1 protein-coding gene and 1 pseudogene are annotated in these 2,401 nt (G+C 73.4%); one reads left to right on the top strand and one right to left on the bottom strand.

Translation table 11 applies throughout. From position 1 onward, the window contains the following. The coding region (locus ADX84_RS02280; RefSeq protein WP_234003820.1) for a hypothetical protein at positions 1-1,530 on the bottom strand (1,530 nt) is incomplete at its 3' end. A 205-nt stretch (positions 1,531-1,735) separates the two neighbouring features. Between ADX84_RS02280 and ADX84_RS26525 the strand changes: the two are divergent. After that, positions 1,736-2,401 (top strand): annotated as a pseudogene (locus ADX84_RS26525) (hypothetical protein); the annotation flags it as partial.

Here is a 2,401-nt window from a genome sequence, read left to right as displayed (position 1 = left end):
CAGCAGTTCCGCCTCCCTCAGCGCCCGCAGCACACGCCCCACGGTGTCGGGTTCGGCCTCCACCGACGGCTGGTACCAGGTGACCGCCGAGACCAGCCACCGCGCCCCCGTGAGCGGCTCCCGCCCCTCGGCTCGTTCGGCCAGCAGCCGGTGACCCACGACTCCGGTGCTGGTCCCCCAGGGCAGGTCGTTGAGCGCGCAGGCCAGGGCCCAGCGTGTCCGAGCCCGGCCGGACCGCACCCTGGAGAGGGACCCGCCCTCCGGTGCCGGCCACCACAGCGCGGCGTCCTCCGTTCCCGCCCAGGCCTCGGCCAGCGCGGAGAGCCTGGTCTCGGTGTCGAGGTCCCTCCACGCGGCGGCCTGTTCGGACGGAACCACCCGGCCGAGGTGAACGGTGAGGAGTCCCAGGACCGCACCGGCCTCCAGCCAGACCCTGGCCAGGTCCTCGTCGCCATCGGCCACCCGGGCGAGCCGCCGCCGCTCCTGCTTCATGAGCAGGCCGTCCACGCGCAACCTCGGGGGGCGCTCGGCGACCGCCTCCAGGAGCCGGACGTCCGCCCCGGCCAGGGCGGGCAGCGCCGCGCGTGAGCCCTCGGCCACGTCGGTGCCTCCGCCCGGCATCATTCGGTCTACCGGGACCCCCACCACCGCCTGCGGCGCGGGTTCGAACGGCCAGGGGTGGGCGCCCCGCACCGCCAACGCCACCTCCCTCGGCATGACGAGTCCGTCACCGGGGTGTTCCGGGGGCAGCAGCAGACCGTGTTCGAACATCCAGTCCAGGTCGGAGTCCCCGGTGCCGTCCGCCGGAACGCTGAACGGCTCTCCGGCTCCCCTGGTGAGGAAGGTCCGTGCCTCGGTCCCGAGGAACGCGTGGCCGAGCAGCAGGTGGGCGACATCGTGCCGCGCGGCGTGGCACAGCTCCACGACGCGTTCGGGTGCGCCCAGCACCTCCTCGATCCCGTCCGTGAGGGTGGCGCGTTCCCCGGTGGGGTCCAGTCCCAGGGTCAGGGCGACCCTGCGGACTCCGGCCAGGTCGAGCCAGCCCAGGCCCTCCCGGACCGTGGGTGGGACGTGAGGCAGGCCGAACTGCTCGATGGCGTCGTCGGGAAGGTGGTATCCGTCCCGCCCGTCCGGCCACATCAGCGCCAGGTCCACGAGGTCCGCGACGGTCTCCTCCGCCCGGACCCGCGCCAGCCCGGGGCGGTCGGCGTCCAGTCTCGCCAGCAGCGTCTCGTGCTCCACCGGCCCGGGCATCCTCTCCCACGGCGCCCCCTGGTCCGCCCTCGTCTCACGGAGGCGTTCGCGGTCCTCCACCACGCCGACCGCCGCGTAGAGCACCTGGTGGTGGGCGAGGGTCAGGCGTTCGAAGGCCCCCGGGCGGTAGGCCAGGATCGGTAGCAGGTGCAGGAGGGTCAGGGGTGTGGCCCGCGCGTACCGGACCACCCCCTCCGTCAGGGTGGTGAGGAGGACGGCGACCCGTTCGGCGGTCATCGATCGGACATGCGACTCCAGCGCGGTGCGACGGTCCATTCCACCAGCCTAGACATGACCCGTCCTCGCCATCGGACCCGAACCGCGTTCTGTGGACAACCACCTCCCGGGTTCGTACCGATCTGCGCGAACCGCCCCGCCACCCCGCGCGGGGGCGGTACAAGAGGGGTTCACGAAGACCTGCGGAGACTCCCCCCGTACCGAAGTCCGCAGACGAACACCCGAAAGGAAACCGGGAGCGGACATGCCCTCTCATGACCCGTCGAACCCGGAGCACCCACCCCTCGCCGCAAGGCCCGTGTCACTGCTCCCCGCCGACGCCCTCGCCCGGATGGCGCTGGACTCCCCACTGCTGTGCGACGCCCTCAGCCTGGCTCGCTGGAGCGCCCCGGGCACCCCGGTCACTCGGCACGGGGTGCCCGGCATCGACGACGCCCGGACCGCCATCACCCGGTTCGCACTCTGGCCGCCCGACCTCCCCAGCCTCGTCACGGAGCGCGCCACCTGGCTGGGCGGGCTCCATTCGGTGGCCGATGTCGCCCACTTCGTCGTCCCCTGGTCCGCGGCCCTGCGCCTGGGCCTGGTGGAGATCGACGACGCCCACGCCCGCCCCGCACCGGGACTCGAACTCCGAGTGCGCGAGCCCGAACAGGTCCTGGACTGGTGGTTCCGGGAATTCGAGCACACCATCGAGCACGCCCGGGGCGAACTGACGCGCTCGGAGCCGCCCACCCCCTGGACCCCCGGCCCCGACCTGCTCCCCGGGGTCCTGCGCCACCTGTACGAGGCCCCCGACGGCTCCCGCCCGGACCTGGACACCCTTGTGCGTGAGGCGTTGCTCTCCCCGACGCCCCCCGCGACCAGCGCCACCGACCTGCTCCTGCACGTGCTTTGGCAGCTCTCCGACACC

Source organism: Nocardiopsis sp. SBT366 (assembly GCF_001083815.1).
Taxonomy (GTDB): Bacteria; Actinomycetota; Actinomycetes; order Streptosporangiales; family Streptosporangiaceae; genus Nocardiopsis; species Nocardiopsis prasina.
Note: the sequence above shows the minus strand (reverse complement) of the source record. Positions and strands in the feature narration are given on the sequence as shown.